At 63.8% G+C, this 19001-nt stretch carries 15 protein-coding genes; 4 read left to right on the plus strand and 11 right to left on the minus strand.

Going from position 1 to position 19001, the window contains the following annotated elements; all coding sequences use genetic code 11:
* Positions 1-103 precede the first annotated feature (103 nt).
* From NKI35_RS04415 to NKI35_RS04445, 7 genes are all read right to left on the minus strand, one after another.
* On the minus strand, positions 104-919 hold the full coding sequence (locus NKI35_RS04415; RefSeq protein ID WP_023673416.1) for an ABC transporter permease: 816 nt from the start codon (positions 917-919) through the stop codon (positions 104-106).
* Positions 909-1874 (minus strand): ABC transporter permease, encoded by a 966-nt coding sequence (locus NKI35_RS04420; RefSeq protein ID WP_023685099.1) that lies wholly within the window; start codon positions 1872-1874, stop codon positions 909-911. The genes NKI35_RS04415 and NKI35_RS04420 overlap by 11 nt, the downstream gene beginning before the upstream one ends.
* 220 nt (positions 1875-2094) lie before the next feature.
* Positions 2095-3093 (minus strand): ABC transporter ATP-binding protein, encoded by a 999-nt coding sequence (locus NKI35_RS04425; protein ID WP_023745236.1) that lies wholly within the window; start codon positions 3091-3093, stop codon positions 2095-2097.
* A 206-nt stretch (positions 3094-3299) separates the two neighbouring features.
* On the minus strand, positions 3300-4454 hold the full coding sequence (locus NKI35_RS04430; protein ID WP_031244882.1) for an ABC transporter substrate-binding protein: 1155 nt from the start codon (positions 4452-4454) through the stop codon (positions 3300-3302).
* 209 nt (positions 4455-4663) lie between these two features.
* Positions 4664-5575, minus strand: a complete 912-nt coding sequence (locus tag NKI35_RS04435) for a LysR family transcriptional regulator (RefSeq protein ID WP_023715588.1) — start codon at positions 5573-5575, stop codon at positions 4664-4666.
* A gap of 80 nt (positions 5576-5655) precedes the next feature.
* Positions 5656-6267 carry a DedA family protein gene (locus NKI35_RS04440; protein WP_023755747.1) on the minus strand — a complete coding sequence of 204 codons (612 nt, stop codon included), beginning with the start codon at positions 6265-6267 and terminating at the stop codon, positions 5656-5658.
* Positions 6268-6661: 394 nt separating this feature from the next.
* Complete coding sequence (locus tag NKI35_RS04445) at positions 6662-7426, minus strand: DeoR/GlpR family DNA-binding transcription regulator (protein WP_023685103.1); 765 nt, start codon at positions 7424-7426, stop codon at positions 6662-6664.
* A gap of 420 nt (positions 7427-7846) precedes the next feature.
* Here NKI35_RS04445 and NKI35_RS04450 point away from each other — a divergent pair, with 420 nt between their 5' ends.
* Complete coding sequence (locus tag NKI35_RS04450; RefSeq protein WP_023732493.1) at positions 7847-8731, plus strand: phosphotransferase family protein; 885 nt, start codon at positions 7847-7849, stop codon at positions 8729-8731.
* On the plus strand, positions 8728-11181 hold the full coding sequence (locus NKI35_RS04455) for a GcvT family protein (RefSeq protein WP_352738758.1): 2454 nt from the start codon (positions 8728-8730) through the stop codon (positions 11179-11181). The genes NKI35_RS04450 and NKI35_RS04455 overlap by 4 nt, the downstream gene beginning before the upstream one ends.
* Positions 11182-11193: 12 nt before the next feature.
* On the opposite strand, the gene NKI35_RS04460 is transcribed toward NKI35_RS04455, so the two are convergent.
* On the minus strand, positions 11194-11826 hold the full coding sequence (locus NKI35_RS04460) for a class I SAM-dependent DNA methyltransferase (RefSeq protein WP_352738760.1): 633 nt from the start codon (positions 11824-11826) through the stop codon (positions 11194-11196).
* 106 nt (positions 11827-11932) lie between these two features.
* Here NKI35_RS04460 and NKI35_RS04465 point away from each other — a divergent pair, with 106 nt between their 5' ends.
* On the plus strand, positions 11933-12835 hold the full coding sequence (locus NKI35_RS04465) for a phosphotransferase (RefSeq protein ID WP_352738762.1): 903 nt from the start codon (positions 11933-11935) through the stop codon (positions 12833-12835).
* Between the two features lies 1 nt (position 12836).
* On the opposite strand, the gene NKI35_RS04470 is transcribed toward NKI35_RS04465, so the two are convergent.
* Positions 12837-13760 carry a DMT family transporter gene (locus tag NKI35_RS04470; protein ID WP_352738765.1) on the minus strand — a complete coding sequence of 308 codons (924 nt, stop codon included), beginning with the start codon at positions 13758-13760 and terminating at the stop codon, positions 12837-12839.
* A gap of 72 nt (positions 13761-13832) precedes the next feature.
* Positions 13833-15113: an amidohydrolase family protein gene (locus NKI35_RS04475; protein ID WP_352738767.1), complete on the minus strand. Its 1281-nt coding sequence runs from the start codon at positions 15111-15113 to the stop codon at positions 13833-13835.
* Positions 15114-15288: 175 nt separating this feature from the next.
* Between NKI35_RS04475 and NKI35_RS04480 the strand changes: the two genes are divergently transcribed.
* On the plus strand, positions 15289-17046 hold the full coding sequence (locus NKI35_RS04480) for an ABC transporter ATP-binding protein (protein WP_352738769.1): 1758 nt from the start codon (positions 15289-15291) through the stop codon (positions 17044-17046).
* Positions 17047-17113: 67 nt separating this feature from the next.
* Here the strand turns inward: NKI35_RS04480 and ilvD are convergent, their stop codons facing one another.
* The gene (ilvD, locus tag NKI35_RS04485) at positions 17114-18958 is read right to left on the minus strand and encodes a dihydroxy-acid dehydratase (RefSeq protein WP_031246581.1); all 1845 of its coding nucleotides are present in this window, start codon (positions 18956-18958) and stop codon (positions 17114-17116) included.
* Positions 18959-19001 lie beyond the last annotated feature (43 nt).

The following is a 19001-nucleotide window of genomic DNA, read 5'->3' on the forward strand; positions in this document are numbered from 1 at the left end:
AGGTTCTCCTCGGTCAGGAGCGAGTAGCGAATAGCGAGTAGCGAATAGGGCTGGTCGTGCAATCTCCCCTATTCGCTATTCGCTACTCCCTATTCGCTGTTCTTCATTTGCCCGAACCGGCGATCTGGTCGCCGTCGCGGGTCAGGTAATAGGCGGCAAGGATGGGCAGCAGCGTCACCAGCACCACGACCATGGCGACGACATTGGTGACCGGACGCTGGCGTGGGCGGATCAGCTCTTCCAGCATCCAGATCGGCACGGTCTGCTGCTGGCCGGCCGTGAAGGTGGTGACGATGACCTCGTCGAAGGAGAGCGCGAAGGCGAGCATCCCCCCGGCAAGCAGAGCGGTGGCGATGTTGGGCAGCACGACGTGCCGGAAGGTCTGGAAGCCGTCGGCGCCGAGATCCATCGAGGCCTCGATCATTGAGCCGGAAGTGCGGCGGAAACGGGCGACCGCATTGTTGTAGACGACGACAACGCAGAAGGTGGCGTGGCCGAGCACGATCGTCCAGAACGAGAACGGGATGTCGGCTAGCGAGAAGGCCGAGCGCAACGCGATGCCGGTGATGATGCCGGGCAGCGCGATCGGCAGGATGACGAGCAGCGAGATCGTCTCGCGGCCGAAGAATTTCGTCCGTGACACGGCGGCGGCGCACAGCGTGCCCAGTATCAAGGCAATCGCGGTCGAGATGGCGGCGACACGGACCGAAAGCGACAGCGCCTGCCAGACATCCGGCCGGTTCCAGGTGACGGCGAACCATTGTGTGGTCAGCCCCGGCGGCGGCCAGACGAAGCTCTTCTCTTCCGTGGTGAAGGCGTAGACGAAGATCAACAAGATCGGCAGATGCAGGAACAGCAGGCCGCAGGCGGCAGCGATCTTGAGGCCGAGCGGAGCGGATTGCGAACCGTCAGAGCGCATCGAAGGCCCCCATGCGCTTGGCGCCCCAGAGATAGAAACCCATGATGACGATGGGCACGACGGTGAAGGCTGCGGCGAGCGGGATGTTGCCGGCTGTCCCTTGCTGCGAATAGACGGCCTGGCCGATGAACAGCCGCGATGTGCCGATGATCTGTGGGATGATGTAGTCGCCCAGCGTCAGCGAGAAGGTGAAGATCGAGCCGGCGACGATGCCGGGCAGCGCCAGCGGGAACAGCACGTTGCGGAAGGTCTGGCCCGGCGATGCGCCGAGATCGGAGGACGCCTCGACCAGATTGCCGGGCACGCGCTCCAATGCCGCCTGCACCGGCAGGATCATGAACGGCAGCCAGACATAGACGAAGGCGATGAAGGTGCCGGTGGCGGAGACCGACAGCGAGTTGCCGCCGACGACCGGCAGCGACAGCCAGCCATCGAGCACCCAGAGCAGATGCAATTTGGCGAGCAGCCAGGTCAAAATGCCTTCCTTGGCGAGGATCAGCTTCCAGGCGTAGATCTTGACGAGGTAACTCGACCATAGCGGCAGCATGATTCCGAGATAAAACAGCGCCTTCCACCGGCCGCGGGCATAGCGCGCCGCGTAATAGGCAATGGGGAAGGCGATGACGGCGGAGGCCAGCGTGACCAGAACCGCCATCGTCACCGTGCGCAGGATGATGTCGAGATTGGCGGGCTGGAACAGGTCGCCATAGGTCTTCAGCGTGAATTCGTGGTTGATGAGGCCGGAGAACTCGTCGATCGAGAAGAAACTCTGCGCCAGAAGTGCGAACAACGAGCCGATATAGACAACGCCGAGCCATAGAACCGGCGGCAGCAGCATGAGGAACAGCAGCAGTTGCGGCTTGCGCCAGAAAAGGTCCGACAGTGCGCCGCGCATGCCACCGCTGCCGGGCAGGATGGCGGGGGCGGAGGTTGAGTTGAGCGCGGCGATGGTCATGGGGCGACCGCGTGCTGAAGGAACCCTGAGAAGCCGCGTTCCTTCACACCCCCCTCTGTCCTGCCGGACATCTCCCCCTCAAGGGGGGAGATCAGCAGTTTCGCTACCTCGCCAAATCCCCAACGTTGAAGATTGGCGAAACCGGGAGGAACAGCCAATCTCCCCGCTTGAGGGGGAGATGTCCGGCAGGACAGAGGGGGGTGCTTGGCGCAAACCTCAATCATGCCGGCTCGTCCATCAAATGCAAATGCTCGCGGTTGAACGTCAGCACCACCGCTTCGCCTTCCGCCGGCAGCTTTGTCCCGGCCGGCACGATGGCGTGCAGCCTCAACCCGTCGGCGTCGAGCGCCAGCTTGGTCGTAGCGCCGAGATAGTTGGTTCCGACCAGGCGCGCGGCGACGCCCTCGCCTTTGGCGGCGCGGCCGATGCGGATGGATTCGGGACGCAGGCTGCCCCAGCGGTGCTGGCCGGAATAGCGCTGGACGAAGTCCGGCGGCAGTACGTTGGAGGAGCCGACGAAATCGGCGACGAAGCGGGTCTTCGGCCGCTGGTAGATGTCTTCCGGCGTGCCGATCTGCATGATCTTGCCGTCATTGAAGACGGCGACGCGGTCGGCCATCGACAGCGCTTCGCCCTGGTCGTGGGTGACGAAGACGAAGGTGATGCCGAGCGCCTTCTGCAGCGACTTCAGCTCTTCCTGCATGTTCTCGCGCAGTTTGAGATCGAGCGCGCCGAGCGGCTCGTCGAGCAGAAGCACCTTGGGCTGGTTGACCAGCGCACGGGCCAGCGCCACGCGCTGGCGCTGGCCGCCGGAGAGCTGGCCGGGACGGCGGGCGCCATAGCCTGGAAGCCGCACCAATGACAGCGCCTCTTCCGCCGCCTTCTGCCGCTGCGGCTTGGCGACGCCCTTGACCATCAGCCCGTAGGCGACATTGTCCAGCACGTTCAGATGCGGGAACAGCGCGTAGTCCTGGAACACGGTGTTGACGTTGCGACGATAGGGCGGCATGCCCTCGGCGCGGTCGCCGAAGATCGAGATCGAGCCCGAGGTCGGCTGCTCGAAGCCGGCGATGAGGCGCAGGCAGGTCGTCTTGCCGGACCCCGACGGACCGAGCATGGCGAAGAACTCGCCGGGCACGATATCGAGATCGACCGCATCGACAGCGCGCACGCTGCCGAAATGGCGAGAGACTTTCTGGAAGGAAACGGCCGATGTCATGGGCTGTCCGTCTGTTGCCGGTTTGTGTTCGTCGAAATAGCTCTTGCCGCCACCAATCAGGCCAGCGGGCACGGCACTTCACCTCCCCCTCGATGGGGGAGGTCGCGGCGAAGCCGCGGGTGGGGTGACTAGCACTGGACGTCAGCGTTGCCCCCACCCCGACGCTGCGCGTCGACCCTCCCCACAAGGGGGAGGGTTAAGGGAGCTCACCGCCCGCCGATGACGCCGATATAGTCGGACACCCAGCGGTAGTAGGGCACGCACTGGTCGTTCTGGGTGGCGCACTTCGAGACCGGCGTCTTCCAAAACTTGATCTTGTCGAAGTTCTCGTAGCCGTTGGTCTTGCAGCCTTCCTCGCCGAGCAGCTCGTTGCCCTTGCAGGCAGCGGGCACCACGGGGAGCGAGCCGAACCAGGCCGAGACATCGCCCTGGACCTTGGGCGACAGCGAATGCTCAAGCCACATATAGGCGCAGTTGGGATGCGCGGCGTCGGCCTCCATCATGGTGGTGTCGGCCCAGCCGGTGACGCCTTCTTCCGGCACGGTCGAGGCGACCGGCTTCTTGGCGGCAACCAGCGTGTTGACCTGGTAAGGCCACGAACCGGAAGCGACGACGCCTTCGTTCTGGAAATCGTCGACCTGGATGGCGGCGTCATGCCAGTAGCGGCCGACCAGCGTCCGCTGAACACGCAGCAGCTCGAGCGCTGCCTTGTACTGGTCTTCGTTCAGTTCGTACGGGTCCTTGATGCCGAGTTCCGGCTTGTGGAACATCAAATAGTTGGCGGCGTCGGCGATGTGGATCGGGCCGTCATAGGCCTGGACGCGGCCTTTGTTGGACTTGCCGTCCGGCAGGTTCATTTCCTCGAAGACGACGTTCCAGCTCTTGGGCGCTTCCTTGAAGACATCGGTGTTGTACATCAGGATGTTCGGGCCCCACTGATAGGGAACGCCGTAATGCACCTTGTCGACGGTGAACCAGGGCGCATCCTTCAGACGGTCGTCTACCGCCTTCCAGCTCGGGATGAGATCGGTGTTGATCGGCTGCACGCGCTTGCCGGCGACGAGGCGCAGCGAGGCATCACCCGAAGCGGTGACCAGATCGAAGCCGCCCTCATTCATGAGCGAGACCATCTCGTCGGAGGTGTTGGCGGTCTTGACGTTGACCTTGCAGCCGCTCTCCTTCTCGAAGGAGGTCACCCAGTCATAGCCCTTGTCGGTTTCGCCGCGCTCGATGTAGCCCGGCCAGGCAACGATGCTGACCTCGCCTTCGCCCTTGCCGAGCTCCTTGACCTGGGCGACAGCCTGACCGGAAAAGGTCAGCGCGACCGTCAAGGCCGTGCACGTCTTCAGAAATGAGTACATCGTCAATCTCCCATTTTGGCGCCTGACTGCGAAGCGAGTCGCCGCCGCAGTCAGCCGCAGGCTGAAAAGCGTCAGTTCATCCGATGGCACGTTGCCGCTCTGATGGCGGCTTTCGTCCCAGATGAAAAGTGCTCGGAAAATTCCGGTTTCGCAAATTCATTTATCAGAAACGCGATATCGGTTTTTCCGATAGATAAGCACACACCGTATCAACGCTGCTGGCGTACCATACGCTGCGACTGGGCAAGGCCGATGAAGTCGCGCGACGCCTGCGGCAGACCGGAGCCGCGGCGCCAGACCATGCCGACCTGGACGACCGGCAGGGAACCCGAAATGTCGCGCGATTCGATGCGGTCGCCTTCCAGCGACCACGGCCGGTAGACTAGGTCGGGCAGCAACGCCACGCCCGCTCCTGTGGCGACGAGGCTGCGAACGGCTTCGACCGAGCGGGTGCGAAAGGCGACATGCGGCCTGGCGCCGATCGCCGCCAGAAGCTTGCCGGTGTTCTCCTCGATCTCGTCGACGGTCAGCATGATCAGCGGCTCGCCGGCAATGTCGCCTATGCCGATAATGTCGGCGCTGGCCAGCTTGTGGCCGAGCGGGACCCACAGCCGGTAGGCCGAGACCTCAAGGATTTCCGACTGTAGGGCAGTGCGGTCGCGCAGGTTAGAGGTGACCATGACGGCAATGTCGAGCTTGCCGCCGATCAGCAGATGTTCGAGATAGTCGCCATTGTCCTCGATAGCCGAGACATCAATGCCGGGATAGGCGCGGCGGTAGCGCGCCAGCAGATCGGACAGCACATAGCCCGCGACCAGCGAGGTGACGCCGAGCTGCAGCCGCCCGCCGGCCACCACCTGGTCGTCGGAAAAAGCGCGGCGCGCGTCGGAGACGTCGGCCAGGATCTTGGTCGCATGGCGCAGGAACTGGTGGCCTTTGTGAGTAATGTTGAGGCCACGTGGATGGCGCTCGAACAATTCGACGCCGAGATCGCTCTCCAGCTCCTTGATCGCCTCGGTGACCGAGGATTGCGAGATGGAGAGGTTTTGTGCGGCGCCCGACACCGTGCCTTGCTCGGCGACGGCAATGAAGAACTGCAACTGGCGGATGGTGAAAGCCATGGCCGGACTAAACACCGGCGCGACGGGGAAGGAAAGCCGAAGGCGGGCCTTATACCCATACGGCTTGAGGCGCCTCCTGGTCAGCGGAATCCGAGGCGCCGCCGGCAGGCTGAACCGTAGCGCAGCGCGAGCATAAACGCCGTCTCCAGCGCCAAAACGATGACGATGATGCGAAAGCCGATGGCATAGGAATCCCGGCCGCTGCCGCGCATAAGGTAGCCGGTGACGAGGAAGCCGGTGTTCCATAGCGTGGCGCCGAGCAGCGTCGCCGCCGCGAAGGGCAAGAGTGGAAGACGGAGCGCGCCGGCCGCGATCGGCAGATAGTTGCGAACCGTCGGGATGAACTGCGCCAGCAAGGAGACCCGGACATGATGGCGGCGATAGGCCTGACCAAGCTTGCTGTAGGTCGCATAGCGCAGGCAGACATATTTGCCGAACCGCTCGACCAGCCTGTCGGCACGATCCAATCCAATCCTACGGCCCACACTATACCAGACAAGGCAGCCTGTGATGGCGGACAGCGTCGTCACCAGGAGCAGGATAGCGAGCGCCGGGAGATCGGGGGCTGCCGTCATGCCGAGGAACAGCAGCAGCACATGCGAGGGCGGCAGCGGCAGGATCTTTTCTGTGAAGGCGAGACAGCCGACACCGAGCAGGCCGAAGCCCAGGATCGCCGACAGTGGATCAGTCATGCGAAGCGCCAGTCATAAGTTTTGAGGTTCTTGATCCTGGACACCTTATACACCGTCGCCGGCGGAAAGTTGCGGAATGTCCGGCCAGCCGGGTCCGCTTCCAGGTCGGAGCGCGCAAGCGTCCAGGCCGTAGGAAAGACAAGGCATCGTTTGCAGCATGGTGGCCTCATTGCTGATGCGGGCGATTCGCCCGGCCCGCATTTCGACGAGGCGCTGTTTGCGGCTGCCAAGTTGCATGGACATTGCGAAGAGCGGGATGATTGAAAAACAATTTTTCACCAGAACGACATCTTATGCGGCCGGCGACGCGGCGCGCATGATGCACAACATCGCCTTCGTGGTATCGGGTGGCGGCATGGGCCGGGATCGCGGCGCGCCAGTCGCTGGTGTTTGGCTAGGCCGCAGCGATGCTGAGGCGCGCTCCAGCCTCGGCAAGTGCCGAGGCAATGTCGCGCGGCGGCGGCTGGTCGGTGGCGAGTTCGGAAAAACCGTCGAAGCCGCAGACCTGGACCAGACCCTGGCGACCGAACTTGGTGTGGTCGGTGATGACCAGCGAGCGCTGGCCGCGCGACAGCACCATGCGGGCGAACTCCGCCTCTTCCAGATCGTAGTCGGCAAGGCCTGCGGCGGCATCGACGGCGCCGATCGAAATCACCGCATGGCTGACCGAGAAGCGGCTGACGAAATCGATCGCCGAGGCGCCGAAGGCGGCTCCGGAATCGCTGCGCAATTCGCCGCCGGCCATATAGACCTTGTTGCCGTTGACGGTGGCCAGCGTGCGGGCGATGTCGGATGAATTGGTGACCACCGTCAGCCGCCTGTGGCCGAGCAGTTCGCGGGCCAGGAACGAGGTCGTGGTGCCGGTGTCCAGCATGACCGATTCACCGTCGCGAATGGTGGCAGCGACCATGCGGGCGATCAGCCGCTTGGCCTCGGCGTTGTCGCGCATGCGCCGCTCGAAGGGCGCTTCGCCGGCCATCGACGGCAGGCCGATGGCGCCATGCATCTTGAGCACCGAGCCATTGCCGGTCAGTGGCTTGACATCCCGGCGCACCGTTTCAAGCGAAACCCCCAGCCGGTCGGCGAGGCTGGCAATGGTGACGGTGCCCTCTTCCTTGAGGAGGCGGAGGATTTCGCCATGCCGTTTCGAATGGATCATCTGGCTTCCTCAATTTGCGGCCTGCCCGGTTTTAGGGCAATGCCGCCGTTTTTAAAGGAATTGCTCGTGGTTTCGGGCAAAACACCCAAAAAAAGTCACAACATTTCATTGACAGTTAGGTAGCACTGGCGTGACATTGACGGCGTGACAGCTTCGGAACTGCCACGGGAGGGTGATGGCAGAGCCGCAATTCACGGACCGGACCGTCTGGCCAGACCGTCTGGGTTTGAACTGGCACAAAAGTTTCTCAAATCCGCGGGGGCGGAGACCAGGTATCAAAACCTGGCCAGAGGGGCTCGTCGGTGCGGCGCGGGATAGGAGTTCCTGCGTCCCGCACCGACGAGATTTTTTGCGTTTCCCAACGCTCGTTGCGCGGCGCATGGCGCCCAGGAAAGCTCCGCAAAAGTCAGGGATGGCCCCGTGACTGCTGAAGACCGCATCCGGGCCTTGCCTTGCTGGAATGGCAGCATCGACATTGCGCCGCTGCCGGGCGGCCTCAGCAACGCCAACTATCTGGTCAAGGACGCGGCCGGGCGGCATGTCGTGCGCTTCGGCCAGGACTATCCATTTCACCACGTCTTTCGCGACCGCGAGGTGATGACGGCCCGCGCGGCGCACGCCGCAGGCTTCGCGCCGGCGGTCCACCATTCCGAACCCGGCATCATGGTCACGGAATTTCTCGGCGCGAAAACCTATGTTGCCGAGGACGTGCGCGCCAATATCGGCCGCGTCGCGGCCCTTATGCGCGGGTTCCATCGCGAGATGCCCAATCACATCTCCGGCGCCGGCTTCATGTTCTGGGTCTTCCATGTCATCCGCGACTATGCGCGAACGCTGAGCGAAGGCGGCAGCCGCAAGCGCGACGAGCTGCCCAGGCTGCTGGCTCTGGCCGACGAGTTGGAGCGGGCCCAGAAACTGCTGCCGATCGTCTTCGGCCACAATGATCTTTTGCCGGCAAATATTCTCGACGATGGCGACAGGTTGTGGCTCATCGATTTCGAATATGCCGGTTTCAACACCGCGATGTTCGATCTTGCCGGCGTTGCCTCCAACGCCGAGATGAGCGACGCGGAGTCCTTCACTTTCCTCACGGCGTATTTCATGCGCGAGCCGGATGAGGCGATCCGCCGCTCGCACGCGGCCATGCAATGCGCCTCGCTGCTGCGCGAGGCGATGTGGAGCATGGTTTCCGAACTTTACCTAGACGCGCCCGGCATCGACTACGTCGCCTACACCGCAGAGAACCTGACGCGGCTTGACGCGGCGCTGGGCAATTACCGCACGAAGTACGGGACCCAGTCATGACATTGCCCACACATGCCGGCATCGTCGTCATCGGCGGCGGCATTATCGGCTGTTCGACGGCCTATCACCTGGCGCGCGACCACAAGGCCGATGTCGTGCTGCTGGAACAGGGCAAGCTGACCTCGGGCTCGACCTGGCATGCGGCCGGGCTGGTCGGCCAGCTGCGCTCGTCGGCCTCGATCACCCGCGTGCTCAAATATTCGGTCGAGCTCTACAAGGGACTGGAAGCCGAAACCGGGCTCGCTACCGGCTGGAAGATGACCGGGTGCCTCAGGCTTGCGACCAATGCCGACCGCTGGACCGAATATAAACGGCTGGCGACGACGGCCAGGAGCTTCGGCATGGACATGCAGTTGCTGTCGCCGGGGGAGGTCAAAAAGATGTGGCCGCTGCTGGAGACCGGCGACCTCGTCGGCGCCTCCTGGCTGCCGACCGATGGGCAGGCCAGCCCCTCCGACATCACGCAGTCGCTGGCCAAGGGCGCGCGCATGCATGGCGCCAAGCTGTTCGAGGACGTCCGCGTTACCGGCTTTGACGTGACGGACGGGCACATCACCGCGGTGAAGACCAACAAGGGCGACATTGCTTGCGACAAGGTGGTGAACTGCGCCGGGCAATGGTCACGCCAGGTCGGCGCGATGGCCGGCATTTGCGTGCCGCTGCAACCGGTCAAGCACCAGTACATCATCACCGAGAAGGTCGACGGGCTGGCGACCGACGCGCCGACAATCCGCGATCCCGACCGCCGCACCTATTTCAAGGAAGAGGTCGGCGGGCTGGTGATGGGTGGCTATGAGCCGAACCCACAAGCCTGGACGACCGGCCTGCCGGGCGGCGATGTCCCCGATGACTGGGAGTTCCGGCTGTTCGACGACGACTACGATCATTTCGAGCAGCATATGAGCCAGGCGATCGCGCGCGTGCCGGCGCTGGAGACGGTCGGCGTCAAGCAGATGATCAACGGGCCGGAGAGTTTTACGCCGGACGGCAATTTCATCCTCGGTGTCGCGCCCGAATGCGCCAACATGTTCGTCGGCGCCGGCTTCAACGCCTTCGGCATCGCTTCGGGCGGCGGCGCGGGCTGGGTGCTGGCGCAGTGGGTGGTCGACGGCGAAGCGCCGCTCGACCTCTGGGTGGTCGACATCAGGCGCTTTTCCGGCCTGCATCGCGATCGGCAATGGGTCAGCGATCACACGCTGGAAGCCTATGGCAAGCATTACACGATCGGCTTTCCACATGAGGAGTATTTGTCGGGCCGGCCGCGCATCGTCTCGCCGCTCTATGACCGGCTGAAAGAGCACCGCGCGGTGTTCGGCTCCAAGCTCGGCTGGGAACGGCCGAACTGGTTCGCACCGCAGGGCACCAAGCCCGAAGACGTCTATTCGATGGGCCGGCAGAACTGGTTCTCAGCCGTCGGCGACGAGCACCGGCATGTGCGCGAAAAGGTCGGCATCTTCGACCAGTCCTCCTTCGCCAAATACGAAATGACAGGCGTCGATGCAGCCAAGGCGCTGGACTGGATCTGCGCCAACGATGTCGCCAAGCCGGTGGGACGGCTGACCTACACGCAGCTTCTCAACACGCGCGGCGGCATCGAGGCCGATTTGACGGTGGCCAGGCTCGCCGAAGACAAATTCTACATCGTGACCGGCACCGGCTTCCGCACGCATGATCTCTCCTGGATCGGCGACCATGTCGGCAAGGGCCTCGACGTGACGTTGAAAGATGTCACCGAGGATTTCGGCACGCTGTCGCTGATGGGGCCGCGCGCCCGCGATGTGCTTTCGGCCGTCACCGACGCGGATGTCTCGAATGCCGCCTTCCCGTTCGGCCATGTCAGCGAGATCGCCATTGCCGGTCATACGGTTCGGGCGCTGCGCGTCACCTATGTCGGCGAGCTCGGCTGGGAATTGCATGTGCCAATCGCCGCCACCGGCGAAATCTTCGACGCATTGATGGCCGCCGGCAAGCCGCTCGGCATCCGGCCGATCGGCTACCGGGCGCTGGAATCACTTCGGCTGGAGAAAGGCTACCGCGCCTGGGGCTCCGACATCACCCCCAACGACACGCCTCAGGAGGCCGGCCTCGGCTGGGCGGTGAAGCTGAGGAAGAACACCGATTTCGTCGGCCGGCGGGCGCTCGAAAAGATCAGCGGCGCCGACCTGAAGAAACGCTTTGCCGGCTTCACGGTCGACGATCCCGATATCGTGCTGGTCGGGCGCGAGACGATTTTGCGCAATGGCGAACCGGTCGGCTATCTCACCAGCGGCGGTTATGGCTACACGCTGGCTAAGAACATCGGCTATGGCTATGTCCGCAACGCCGATGGCGTCAGCGACGATTTCCTCGGCTCGGGCGACTATGAGCTGGTGGTGGCAATGGAACGGACGCCGGCCAAAATCCATCTCGAACCGATGTATGATCCTACAATGAGCAGGATCAAGGCGTAGACGAAACCTGGATTAGCTCACACGGAGTACAAGGCCGCGGCTGGGCACGGTGTCAGCCTCGCCCGGCATCGAGACATAGGGCGCCGTCTCCTCGGCGCGGACGACCCTGCCCTCAGCTTCGAGTACAGCGATGCGTTCGGCGAAGCCGGCGTTCCACAGCGTGTTCTTGACCGTCAGCACGATGATGCCGTCCGGCCGGCAGATGCGGATCAGTTCGTCCAGTCCCTCGGCGCCGACATGCCCGGAGGTGAAAACGCCGGCCGAGACGATGCCGGCATAGGCATTGTCGGCAAAGGGGAGCGGCCCGCCGAGCGCCAGGCAATGCAGCGCCGAATAGACGCCCTTTGCCGCCGCCTTGGCCAGCATGCCTTGCGAAATATCGAGCGCTTCGACCTGGGGATAGCCGGTGATGGCCAGCCACTCGCCGATCAGCCCGGTGCCGGCCCCGGCATCGAGAAGCGGGGCCGCGCCGCGCGGCAGATGCCGTGCGAGCAGGGCCAGGCAGATCGTCGGATGGCGGTAGCCGGCGGCCGACATATCGGCATCGTAGGTTTCCGACCAATTGTCATAGATCGCGGCGACGTCCTCGGGCCGTTGCGCCGCATAGGCGGCGCCAAGCCCGCCATGATCCTTGTCGTCCGCCATGGCTGTTTCTCCGCCAGCTCGCTGCTCACCCTGGAACCGATGATAGCCAAACGGCGAAAACTGTGGAACCGTTGTCGCAAGAAATAGCACGCCAGGGGCAACAGGCATGGGGACGGACGAGGCACGCGCAACACTTGCGGCGATTCCGGCGTTGGCGGGCTATGATGGGCCGCTGGAACGACTGGGCGGAATGACCAATCTCGTCTTCCGGGCCGGTGATATCTGCCTGCGTATCCCCGGCAAAGGCACGGAGGAGTACATCAACCGCGCCAATGAAGCGGTGGCGGCGCGTGAGGCGGCCAAAGCCGGCGTCAGTCCCGAGGTGCTGCATGTCGACCCCGCGACAGGCGTGCTGGCGAGCCGCTTCGTTGCCGGCGCAGTGACGATGTCGCCGCAAAAGTTCAAGCTGCGCGCCGGCAGCCCGGCCCGCGCCGGCGAAGCCTTCCGCAAGCTGCACGCGTCCGGCGCCGTGTTTCCGTTCCGCTTCGAGCTGTTTGCGATGATCGACGACTATCTCAAGGTTTTGTCGACCAAGGACGTTGCCTTGCCGCCGGGCTACCACGACGTGGTGCGCGAATCCGACACCGTGCGTGCGTCCCTTGCCGCGCATAGACTGCCGCTTGCGGCCTGCCATTGCGATCCGCTGTGCGAGAATTTTCTCGATACGGGCGAGCGGATGTGGATCGTCGACTGGGAATATTCGGGGATGAACGATCCGCTCTGGGACCTCGGCGACCTCTCGGTCGAAGGCCGGTTCGACACCGCGCAGGAGGAAGAGATGATGCGCGCCTATTTCGGCGGCGAGGCGAAACCGGCCGAGCGCGGCCGCGTCGTTATCTACAAGGCGATGTGCGACCTGTTGTGGACGCTGTGGGGGCTGATCCAGCTTGCCAACAACAACCCGGTCGAGGACTTCCGCGCCTATGCCGACGGCCGCTTCGCCCGTTGCAAGGCGCTGATGGAAACGCCTGAGTTTTCACGGCATCTGGCGGCGGTGCGCCAAGGTTAGGTCAATTCACGCCTTTCGGCACGTTCTCCGGCGGCACGACTGTTTCGACCACCTTCTGGCGGTGGAAGATGAACAGGCCGGCGAGCACGACGATGGCCGCGCCGATCAGGATGCGCGGTCCCGGCACGTCGCCGAAGAAGGCCAGGCCGAAGATCACCGCCCATAGAAGCAGGCTGTAGTGCAGCGGCGCCAGCGTCGAGGCAGGGGCCAGTTTCAGCGCCCTGGTAATCATCAGATGCGCGCTGCAGGAGACGATGCCGAGCAGGAGCATGGCGCCGAAATCGAGTGCCGAGGGCGTCTGCCAGGCGCCGATGGTCATCACGCCGCCGACCAGCAGCGTGCCGATCGTCTGCCAGGTGACCAACGTTGTGTCGCTGGTGCCGCGCAGGCGGCGGCTGAGGATGATGGCGAAGGCGAAGGCAATGCTGCCGACCAGCGCGAACAGCGAGGACTGCGAAAACGCCGCCGAAGAGGGTTTCAAGATGATCAGCACGCCGCAGAAGCCGACCAGGATGGCGGCCCAGCGGCGCCAGCCGACCTTTTCGCCGAGCAGGAAATGCGACAGCGCCGCCACATAGATCGGCCCGGCCATGTAGAAGCTCATCACATCGGCCAGCGGCAGATAGACGACGGCCGCGTAAAACAAGGCTGTGTCCACCGTGGTCGCCAACACGCGCAGAATCTGGAGGACCGGCCGCTCCATCCGGAACAGTCTGCCGGCGCCCTGGTTGGCGATCATCGGGCCGAGCACGATGAAGGCGCCGATCGATCGGATCAGCACCACCTGACCGACCGAGAAGCTGGCGACCAGCCATTTGCCCATCGCGTCGTTCAGCGCGAACATGAAGTCGCCGGCCAGCATCAACAGGATGCCGGCCAGAAGCACGTTCCTGATGGTAAAGGTGCGGACGAGCGACTGGGCCATGCGGCTCCCTAGCTGCAAGCGGCCGCTTTGACGAGGCAAATCGGTAAGACCAGCGGCGGAAATCGGCTGTTTCTACGCAGTTTTGTGCCGCCGGTTCACCTGTCCGGGACGGCCGGCGATCGACAGCCGTGTCTCCTGCTTCGTGCGCTCGGCCACCACCTTGCCCCTGGCGACGACGCGCAGCCGTTCGGCACGTAACCTCAAGGCCTCGATCGGGTTGCCGGCATCGAGGATGACGAAGCTGGCGCGCTTGCCCACGGCAAGGCCGAGATGATCGAGGCCCATGATGGCGGCGTTGACATTGGTGACCATGTCGAAGCAGCGTGCCATGTCGGCAGGGCTCGACATCTGAGCGACGTGAAGCCCCATGAAGGCGACGTCGAGCATGTCGGCGGTGCCCAGCGAATACCAGGGGTCGAGAACGCAATCCTGGCCCCAACCGACGCGGATGCCGAGCGCCAGCATCTCCTTCACCCGGGTCATTCCGCGCCGTTTGGGAAACGTGTCGTGGCGGCCCTGCAGCATGATGTTGATCAGCGGATTGGGGATCGCCGACACACCGGCCTCGGCGATCAGCGGCAGCAGCTTGGAGACGTAATAATTGTCCATCGAGTGCATCGAGGTGAGGTGCGAGCCGGCCACCTTGCCCTGCAGGCCAAGGCGCTGCGTCTCATAGGCAAGCTGCTCGATGTGGCGCGACAGCGGATCGTCGGTCTCGTCGCAATGCAGGTCGACCATCAGCCCGCGCTTAGCCGCGATTTCGCACAATTCGGTCACCGAGCGCGTGCCGTCGGCCATGGTGCGTTCGAAATGCGGGATGCCGCCGACGATGTCGACGCCCATGTCGAGCGCGCGCAGCGTGTTCTGGCGCGCCGTCGGCGAACGGTAGAAGCCATCCTGCGGGAAAGCGACCAGTTGCAGATCGATATAGGGCGCGACAATCTTCTTGACGTCGAGCAGCGCCTCGACCGCCAGCAGCCGGTCGTCGCAGACATCGACATGGGTACGGATGGCGAGCAGGCCCATCGAGACCGCCCAGTCGCAATAGGCGAGCGCCCGCTCGCGAACCGCGTCATGCGTCAGGAGCGGCTTCAGCTCGCCCCATAGCGAAATGCCTTCCAGCAGCGTACCCGAAGCGTTGATGCGTGGAATGCCGTAGGACAGCGTCGCATCCATATGGAAATGCGGATCGACGAAGGGCGGCGAGATCAAATTGCCACGGGCGTCGATCGACGTGCCGGCGCTGACATGCAGTTCGGGCTCGATGGCGACGATCGTCTCGCCGATGATGCCGAGGTCGGCGACGGTGCCGTCGGGCAGCGTTCCGCCGCGCACAACAAGGTCGAAATCCATCTGTCGTCATCTCCCCGCAGATCAATCGCCGCAATCGTGGCGCAAAAGACACCGTGCCGCAGCCGATTGTCTCCGCGACAGCGAAAGGTTCCATCCGGCCACAACTCGCTCTATAAGCCGCCTTTCGCCCTGGTGGCGAATCCGAAATTCGTCAGTCAGGCATGGGATCGGCCATTTGTTTCGCTTCTTCCGTTCGACGGAAAACCAGCGCCTTATCGCAAGGCTTTTGCGGGAATCCTTTCACGCGCATAGATTTGGCTACGCTGTGGCCATTCTGTCGATGCTGGTGGTGGCGGCAACGACAGCAGCCAGCGCCTATATGCTGCGCGAAATCACCAATGAATTCGTGGTTTACAAGCGGATTGGGCAGGTCAATCTGATCGCGGCGGCGACCGGAGCGATTTTCATTCTCAAGGGCTTCGCAAACTTCATCCAGGCCTACTTCATGAGCAGGGTCGGCAATGCCATCATCGCCGACCGGCAGCGCAAGATCTATGACAGCATTCTTGCGCAAGGCATCGAATTCTATCATTCGACCTCTTCGTCCGAACTGATTTCGCGCATGACGAACAATGCCCAGGCCGCGCGCAGCGTGCTCGACCAAATCGTCACGTCCTATGTTCGCGACCTGGTGACGTTGGCTGCGCTGGTGGGTGTGATGGTCTGGCAGCAGCCGGCGCTGTCCCTGATCTGTCTGGTGATCGGGCCGATCGCCATTTACGGCGTCAATCGTATCCTGAAGCGCGTCCGAAAAATTGCCTCGCAAGAATTCCGTTCGCTCGGCCAGATCGTGCAGGTGATGCAGGAAACTGCGATCGGCGTGCGCGTCGTCAAATCCTTCGGTCTGGAAGGCGCCATGCGCAAGCGCATGTACAAGGCCGTGTCGGACGTGGAGAGCCGCGCCAACAACATCGCCACGCTGGAGGCCGCCACCAGCCCGGTTATGGAAACGCTTGCGGGGCTGGCCATCGCTGGCGCCGTTTTTGTCAGCGGCTTCCTGGTTCTGGGCGGCGGCGGTCAGATGCCGGGCAACATCATGGCCTTCATCGCGGCGCTGCTGTTGGCCTATGAGCCGGCCAAGCGCCTGGCCCGCGTACGCATCTCGCTTGAAACCGGCATTGTCGGCGTGCGCATGATGTTCCAGCTCGCCGACCGGCCGCTGACGCTGGCCGAAAAGCCGGATGCAAAGCCGCTGCGGGCCGGGCCGGGCGAGATCCATTTCGACAATGTCAGCTTCGCCTACCCCGAAAGCGCGCCGGTGTTCGAGGGACTGGACCTGACGCTTGCCGCAGGCAAAATGACGGCGCTCGTCGGACCCTCGGGCAGTGGCAAGTCGACCATCCTCAACCTGATCATGCGCATGTACGACCCGCAGAGCGGCAGGGTGATGTTCGACGGGCAGGACATTTCTTGTGCCACGCTCACCTCGGTCAGGGAAAAGCTCGCCTATGTCAGCCAGGACACGTTCCTGTTTGCCGGCACGATCATGCACAACATCAGGCTCGGGCGCGAGGGCGCCACGGACGAGGAAGTAATGGCCGCCGCAAGGGCCGCCAATGCACATGACTTCATCAGCGCCCAGGCGAAAGGGTACGACACGGATGTCGGCGAGAATGGCGCGCTGCTGTCAGGCGGCCAGCGCCAGCGCATCTCGATCGCGCGCGCCATGCTGCGCAATGCCGAAATCCTGCTGCTCGACGAGGCGACCAGCGCGCTCGACGCCGAATCCGAGGCGCTTTTCCGCGACGCGCTGCAGCAGCTGACGGTCGGGCGCACCACCATCGTCATTGCCCACCGCCTGTCGACCGTGCACCAGGCCGACACGATCGTGGTGCTGGAGGCCGGCAAGGTGGTGGAAAGCGGCGCGCATCGCACGCTGCTCAACCAGGGCGGGCTGTATCAGAAGCTTTACGAATATCAGCTGATGCCGTGAGCTTTACCCTCCCCCTTGTGGGGAGGGTCGCTGCGCAGCAGCGGGGTGGGGGTCGGCGCCGCACCCCTCACTCCGGTACGTGCCGCACCGCGCCCTTGTCGGCGCTGGTGGCGAAGGCGGCGTAAGCGCGCAGCGCGGTCGTCACCTTGCGCTTGCGCTTTTCCTCGGGCTTCCAGGCCATGGCGCCCTTCGCCTCCATGGCCGCGCGGCGCGCGTCGAGTTCAGCGTCGCTGACAGCAAGCCGGATCGTGCGGTTGGGGATGTCGATCTCGATCGTATCGCCTTCCTGCACCAGTCCGATCGTGCCGCCTTCCGCTGCTTCGGGCGAGGCATGGCCGATCGACAGGCCTGATGTGCCGCCGGAGAAGCGGCCGTCGGTGACCAGCGCGCAGGCTTTGCCGAGGCCTTTCGACTTCAGATAGCTGGTGGGGTAGAGCATTTCCTGCATGCCGGGGCCGCCACGCGGCCCTTCATAGCGGATGACGACGACATCGCCGGCCTTGATTTCGTTGGACAGGATCGCCTTCACCGAAGCGTCCTGGCTTTCGAACACGCGGGCCGGGCCGGTGAACTTCAGGATCGACTCGTCGACCCCGGCCGTCTTCACGATGCAGCCGTCGAGCGCCAGATTGCCTTTCAGCACGGCAAGGCCGCCGTCTTTCGAGAACGGCGTCTCGGCTGAGCGGATGACGCCCTTCTCGCGGTCGAGGTCGAGCTCGTCCCAGCGGCGGTCCTGGCTGAAGGCGACCTGTGTCGGCACGCCACCCGGAGCGGCGAGGAAGAAATCGCGGACGCTTTGGCTGGAGGTGCGGGAAATGTCCCAATGGTCGAGCGCTTCGCCGAGGCTCGCCGTGTGCACCGTGGGCAGGTCGCGGTTGAGCAGCCCGGCATTGTCGAGCTGGCCGAGGATCGCCATGATGCCGCCGGCGCGGTGGACGTCTTCCATATGCACGTCGGACTTGGCCGGTGCGACCTTGCATAGCACCGGAACCCGCCGTGACAGCCGGTCGATGTCTTCCATGGTGAAATCGACTTCGCCCTCGTGGGCGGCGGCCAGGATATGCAGCACCGTATTGGTCGAGCCGCCCATGGCGATGTCGAGCGTCATGGCGTTCTCGAAGGCGCCCTTCGAGGCGATGCTGCGCGGCAGCGCCGTCTCATCATCCTGCTCGTAGTAGCGCTGGGCGAGATCGACGATAAGGTGACCCGCCTCGACGAACAGCCGCTTGCGGTCGGCGTGGGTTGCCAGCGTCGAGCCGTTGCCCGGCAGCGAGAGCCCCAGTGCTTCGGTCAGGCAGTTCATCGAATTGGCGGTGAACATGCCCGAGCACGAGCCGCAGGTCGGGCAGGCCGAGCGCTCGATGACCTTGACGTCCTCGTCGGAGATCTTGTCGTCGGCGGCGGCAACCATGGCGTCGACCAGGTCGAGCGCTTGTGTCTTGCCGGCGAGCACCACCTTGCCGGCTTCCATCGGCCCCCCGGAGACGAAGACGCTTGGGATATTGAGGCGCAAGGAGGCCATCAGCATGCCGGGCGTGATCTTGTCGCAATTGGAGATGCAGACCATGGCATCGGCGCAATGCGCGTTGACCATATATTCGACCGAGTCCGCGATCAGCTCGCGCGACGGCAGCGAATAGAGCATGCCGTCATGGCCCATGGCGATGCCGTCATCGACGGCGATGGTGTTGAATTCCTTGGCGACACCACCGGCCTTCTCGATCTCGCGCGCCACCAGCTGGCCAAGGTCCTTGAGATGGACATGACCCGGCACGAACTGGGTGAAGGAATTGACCACCGCGATGATCGGCTTGCCGAAATCCGAATCCTTCATGCCGGTGGCGCGCCACAGGCCGCGGGCGCCGGCCATGTTGCGGCCGTGGGTGGTGGTGCGGGAGCGATAGGCAGGCATAAATTTTCCTTGGCTGGCTGGCTGCGCTCAACGCGGAGCGTGG

The organism is Mesorhizobium sp. M0676, from assembly GCF_040320535.1.
Lineage (GTDB): Bacteria > Pseudomonadota > Alphaproteobacteria > Rhizobiales > Rhizobiaceae > Mesorhizobium.